The organism is Verrucomicrobiota bacterium (assembly GCA_016871495.1).
In the GTDB taxonomy this organism is placed as follows: domain Bacteria; phylum Verrucomicrobiota; class Verrucomicrobiia; order Limisphaerales; family VHDF01; genus VHDF01.
Genome location: VHDF01000145.1, coordinates 1 through 6,153 on the forward strand (window position 1 = coordinate 1; position 6,153 = coordinate 6,153).

Below are 6,153 nucleotides of genomic sequence, written 5' to 3' on the forward strand. Positions count from 1 at the left end.
ATCCGGGTTGCCGACGCAAGCCCGATGACACCAAGAGTGAGAAGCAGAACGTTGAAGACTCGTTGTTGCATAGCTGGAATCGATGTTCGTAGGCAGGGAGGACCATCGCGGCGAGGGTCATGCTGCTGATGCCGGGCGCGACTAGGGTTGTGCGGCCGTTCAGCATTCATGTACGCAAAGTGAAAAAAATCGCCCAGCTCCGCAGTGGAACGCAGAGAATTGGAGGCCACAGAAAACTGTGAGGTGCTCGTCATATTGAAGCCCTCAACGTAATCAATGCGTGCGCTCGGACGCTTGGATATCCGCACCGAATTCTAGAACAAACTGAACAGCCCGGATTACTGGGCACCCTTCACTCGCATCTTGAGACCGTAGACGCCTTTGCTGGCGGTGATGAAAAGCATGTCGCGATCCTTCCCACCGAATGTGACGTTGGCGGTCCACCCTTCCGGGACGGGGATGTTCTCGATCTGTTTGCCCTTCGGATCGAAGATGGTGACGCCGCGGCCCGTGAGATAAAGGTTTCCGTCGAGATCGAGGGTCATGCCATCAGATCCGAGTTCGCAGAAGAGGCGTTTCGCCTCCAGCTCACCGCTCGGCGTGATCGCATACGAATACGTTTTGCGGGCGCCGATGTCCGCCACGTAGAGCGTCTTGCCGTCTGGGGTACCGATTATCCCGTTGGGTTGCCGCAGGTCAGTCGCGACGCGTTTGATGTTCTTGCGATCGGCGGAGACGAAGTAGACATGCTGACCGTCCTGCTGAGCACTGGGATCGCGTTGCCAGTAGGGACGTTTGTAGAGCGGGTCGGTGAAGTAGAGACCGCCATCCGGACGAACCCACAGGTCATTTGGTCCGTTCAGCAGTTTTCCCCCGAAGTCCTTGATCAGGACAGTGACCGTCTTGTCGGGTGCGATGGACCACAGCTCGTTCTTTTCATCGGCACAGACGAGCAGGTGTCCGTTCTTGGTGAAGTAGGTGCCGTTGGCCCGGCCGGCCGGCTTGAGCCAATCGGAAAACTCGCTTGTGTTGGCATCCCAGCGAACGATGCGGTCGTTGGGTTGATCCGTGAAGTAAACGTGGCCCTCGCGGTCAGTTGCCGGGCCTTCAGTAAAAGCATAGCCGTCCCCCAACTTCTTGAGCGTTGCCCCCGGCGCGATCAGCGTCTGCGAAGTCGAGCCTGCGTCCGCCGCAGAAATTGCGATCGGCAGGTTAATGAGGCTGAGAGCGACTAAAGCACCGATGACTCGAGAGATCCTGGAAAAGGCAGAGGTGGCCTGGTTCATAAGTTGCGACATGCGTTGGAACAGGATGTAACGGACCGGATAGGACATCCTCAACATTTTATTCGTCTGAGTCGTCTCCACTGGGCTTGCGGCAGCCGCGCTGGGAGCCCGCGCTTATCGCCGGTTCGATCACCCAGCAACTCGCGCTGAGAACGCGCAAGAGCGCGGTGATGCAGCTCCGTCGCTCCTCTCACACGCCCGACGCCTCGCGCGCGACCTTTCCCAAGCTGACGATTATCGAGCTGTCACTTCTTCGGCGGCGTGGCCGGGCCGAGGCCTTGCGGCTTGTTGGAGCCGGGGGTTCCGATCCGGATCGCGCCGGCGGGAAGCTGCGATGCGTCGAACGCGAGCACCTTGCCGTCGGTGAGCGGTCGGAGCAGGACTTGTTTCACCTGCACCGTGTTGGTGTTCCCGGAGTGCAGTTGGATCGCCAGCAACCCTTCGAGCGCCCGCCCCTTTTCGTCGTAGTCGAAGAGCTCGGAGGTGACCTTGCCGTTGATCTTGTGAACGAGATGATTGCCGCGCGCGATCACGGTGTATTCGTTCCACTGGGAAACAGCCACCTTCACCGGATCCTGTTTGCCGATCAGCCAGCGGCGGCGTTCGGGATCGAAAGCCACGTTCATGCCGTTGAGCCCGAAGATTCCGCGTCCGCGTTCCTCATAGGTCATGCCCGTATGCTCCAGGGCCGGGTGAATGTCACACTGATAACCAGTGATCGCCCACGGGCCGACCTCGGGAAGCGGCCGGCTGCGGTATTGGATGCCGGAATTGTTGTCGCCGATGATGCGAACGGTCGCGCGCAGTTCAAAATCCTTCAGCACGCCGCCGCGCCAGATGAGGAAACTGTTGTGCTTGGGGCTCGCCGGACCGCTGCATGTCCCTGTGACGACCCCGTCTTCGACCTTCCACAGCGCGGGATCTCCGTCCCAACCAGAGAGATCCTTTCCGTTGAACAGCGGGGTGAAGCCGTCATTGGCAACGGTCGTCGCGGCGCCATGTGCGGCCAGAGGCACAAGAAGCAAGGCGGTGAGGAGGGTGAGGATGGATTTCATAATCACTTCGAGGGCTTGGGGAACTCGGGCAGCGCCGGGTCATGCACGAACAGGATGTCATCTACGGTGAACTTATATGTGCCGGTCATCCAGAAACAAAAATCGCGGTTCTCCAGATCGATCCTGCCGTTGTTCCTGCGCAGCACCCTCCGAAAATCCCCCAGGCGAACCTGAATGACGCACGGCTCTGTGCCGGACAGCACCTCGGGCAGATCCACCTGCCAGATTTCACCCGAACCATCAATGAAGCCCATGGAGACCGTCCCCTCGGAATCTTTCAATCCGTGGGGCTTGAACCACAGGCGCAGGGCATTGCAGCCGGAAAGGTCCTGATGCGGCCGCGGGAACTTCGCCATGCTGCTCCGCTTGGTCGTGGGACCGGTGTTCGAAATAGTCAGGCCGCGATTCCCACCGCTCTTGTGCTGGGAGTCGAACGTGGCGACGATTCCGGTGCTCCAATAGGGTTGATACCACGTCTTGAAGATGTCCGTGCCGCTCTCGAAATCCTCCACCAGCACGGCCTTGCCGTACCTGGGAGCCTCGGACAATGCGAAACGGAACGGGTGCCGGGGCCCGTCGAATGGGCCCGGATCGGTCGGCACCTTGGCGAGCACCGTCAGGTCGGCTCCGACCTTGTCTGCTTGCGCGTGGTCCGCTTCCGCGAGCTTTAGCGTGTGGGCAAAGTTGCGCACTGCTCCCTGTGTTTGGCGCACGCTGCCCTGGCCAGGATTGAGCGTCTGTTCCAGGTCCCCAGCTAACACTGCGGCATTGCCAGCCGACACCTTCTTGCCCGAAAGGCATTGCACGAGATCCAGAACAAATCTGGCGAGATCTTGGTCATCGGCTTTCAACTGTCCCCCGGGCGCAAGAGGCGCAATATCCCGCGCCAACTCTTCCTTCGAAACGGCCGCGAGGTTCTGCAGGTGGTCACACAACTTTTGGGTCTCAGGGCGGATGAATGGCGAGGTGCGATTCGGCTTGTAGGCCGCCGGTTCCTTTCCGGTCGGTTCGGATTCCAGCAGCACGCGGAATCCCACGACGCTGTTGCGGAAATCTTCTTCGATACGATGCCGGCAGGCGCTGCGCTGCTGCCAGACATCGTTGACGGCGCAGCCGCCCCGCATGTTGCGCGAGTGCTTTGGATCTTTGGGGTCGGCAGTCGCCGGACCAGTCGGGTCGGTCTGGGCTTCGCTGGGGAAATCGCCGTAGTAGTCGAGCACCCATTCCCAGACGTTGCCGCTCATGTCGAACAAGCCCCAGGGATTGGGTTTGCGGGAGGCCACAACCTCGTTCTGCCCGTAAGGGCGGCCAAAGATAGCGTATTCGGGTGCCTGTGCCGGGTCGCTGCCCCAGAAGAATGGCGTGCGGGTGCCGGCCCGGCAGGCATGCTCCCACTCGGCTTCGGTGGGCAGACGCAGCCTTCGGCCGGTGGCCTGGCTGAGCTTTTTGCAGAAATCGATGGCGTCCTGACGGGTGATGCCCATCACCGGCTTGTTGGGCCGAAGATCATCGGGATAGTTGATCGTCCACGTCTTGGTCTCGCCCGTGTTGGTGTTCACCGTCTGGTAGGCTGGCCTGGTTGACGGATCGTAGCCCATGACAGCGATCCACTGCTCGCGGGTGACTTCGGTGACGCCAAGGTAGTAATCCTTGGTCAGGATGACTTCGTGCCGGGTCTCGTTCGCGCTCCACCAACCGGGGCAGCGGTGCGGTTCGCTCGTGGGCGATCCCATGAAGAATGTGCCGCGCGGAATGAAGGCGAATTTCATCTCCACACCCTTGCCGCAATCCAGTGTGGTGGATTGGAGGGAATCCGCCTTGGTTGCGGCAGGGGCGACGGTCACGATGACGCGCTGCCATCGGGTGAGCGCCGGGGTGCCGTTGTCGGCAACTTCGAGGATGGCGTGGATCGTCTGGCCGGACACCGCGTCGGCCGGCACGACGAAGCTTGACGCGCCGGTCGTCGCGCTCGAAAAGGTGATCGCGCCGGGGTAGGTGCCGGCCTCGCGATACTGCCACCACCTGTATGTCAGTGCGTTGCCGTCCGGGTCGATGCCGGTGCCCGCGAGGTTCACGGTCTCGCCAGGCGCGGCGGTCCGGTCCAGTCCGCAGGCGACCGAGACGACCGGGTGGTGGTTCGCATTGGCGAAGGATGGTGTCACCGACCACTTCAGGCGCGCGGCGAAGTCGCGCTGCGCGACGGCCACCCAGCGCTTGCTGGTGTAGTTGCCGACCACCGTTCCCGTCTCGTCGCGCTCGGTGGCCTGGTTGGAGGTCCAGTAGTTTTGCGTTGTCGAGGCCTTCGTGAGTCGGTTGCCCCAGCCGCCGTAGCTCGGGTGTTCGTGGCTGCGCAGGCCGGTGTCGATCAGGTTTAGGAACGCCGGCGTGTCCCCCTCGGAGATGAAGTGGTCCTTGGGCAGCGACTCCGGAAGTGGATGCCCTGGGTACGGGACGAGGCCGAACGTGTCTTCATGGTCGCCCGCGAACTGGCGGCCGTCCGCCCACACGCGGTATTTGCCGCCGAGCGGGCCGACGTTTACGACGTTCGCGCGGGTCCATTCCGACTGGAAATACACCTTGTCCTGATGGAGGACATGAGTCGATGAGTCGCCGCGCGTCCAGTACCCCCACGCGTTGCTGGAGATGTCGTTGACTTGGATCTCCGGCCACTTGACACCGATGTAGCTATCGTAGGTGCCGTCCTGCTTGCCCCACGTGTAGATCACGGCCTTGTCGGACACCTTGCGGTAGATCGCCGGCCACTGCGGCGTGTCCCTGTACTGCTCCTCGATCGACATCAGCGCGCGCGCGATCGTGTTCGGCCCGCCCCACGCCTGCAGGAACAACTGGCCGGGCACGTCATCGAGCAGCTTGTCCTTGATCCAGTTCGAACCTTCCGTCTCCCTGGCGACGTCGCCCTCGAACTCGACGTTGCCCATCTTGATGAGGCTCAGCAGATGATCCGGCGCCGGGTACGTCGAGTCATGGACCTTGAGGTTCGGATAGGCGGTCCGGTAATCCTCGATCAGCTCCTGGATGCGTTGGACGCCCGTCCAGCGCCACGACGTTTGCGGCGTCGAGTACGGACGGCGCGGCAGGAAGAACGTAGTGCCCTTGCCGTCTCCGGCCCAGTGGAACTCCGAGCTGCCGTACACGAGACCGACCGTCTCGAAATCACTGGCGTATACCAGATACCGGATGAGCGAGTTGTAATCGTCGGTCTCGATGTCGGTGGTGACGATCGTCCGTGGCTTCGCCGCCTTGGCGGGTGCTGCAGCGGAACGACCTGCCTCCCGCGCGCGGATCAGCGCGCCCGGCACGCCGCCCGTGTAGTAAAAAGCGTCGTCGAGGTAGAGCTCGGCGGGGCCGTCGTTCAGGTTCTGGAAGGCCATGAGAATATGGTGCGTGTGCAGTTCCTTGTGCAGCGGCTCGATGATGGCGCTCTCCCATTGCCCGGTGCCCACGACCTCGATGCCCTGGATCTTGGCCTGGACCTTGAACTTCTCGCCTTTCCTGGCCCAATACCGGAAGTGAAACTTGCCGACGTCCTTGTAGGTGGAGAAATCGGCGATGTATTCCTCGAACGGAGTGGAGCCGCGCCAGCCCCGCTTCTCGCCGGTGGGATCCTGGTTGGGCAACTTGAGATCCTTGAGTGTCATGCCCGCCATGGCGCCTTTCGTCAGGGCCGAGAAGCGGAGACAGACCTTCCCCTCCGGCACGGCGACCTCCGGGCTGCCGCTGAACTTCGGGTCGATCTTGCCACGCTCGTTCTCCCCCATGTTCTCGGCGCCTCCGAAGATGTGAAACGAGGC

General features: G+C 61.8%; 3 protein-coding genes. All 3 read right to left on the reverse strand.

Going from position 1 to position 6,153, the window contains the following annotated elements:
* Nucleotides 1–338 precede the first annotated feature (338 nt).
* A complete protein-coding gene (locus FJ404_18910; protein MBM3824922.1) occupies nucleotides 339–1,286 on the reverse strand; it encodes an SMP-30/gluconolactonase/LRE family protein in 948 nt (315 codons plus the stop codon).
* A 245-nt stretch (nucleotides 1,287–1,531) separates the two neighbouring features.
* Nucleotides 1,532–2,341: a DUF1080 domain-containing protein gene (locus FJ404_18915; protein MBM3824923.1), complete on the reverse strand. Its 810-nt coding sequence runs from the start codon at nucleotides 2,339–2,341 to the stop codon at nucleotides 1,532–1,534.
* 2 nt (nucleotides 2,342–2,343) lie between these two features.
* On the reverse strand, nucleotides 2,344–6,153 hold a 3,810-nt coding region (locus FJ404_18920), incomplete at its 5' end, for a DUF1593 domain-containing protein (GenBank protein MBM3824924.1).

Coding starts and splice junctions, on each gene's coding strand:
- FJ404_18915 (MBM3824923.1), bottom strand. CDS start 2,341: ATGAAATCCATCCTCACCCTCCTCACCGCCTTGCTTCTTGTGCCTCTG.
- FJ404_18910 (MBM3824922.1), bottom strand. CDS start 1,286: ATGAACCAGGCCACCTCTGCCTTTTCCAGGATCTCTCGAGTCATCGGT.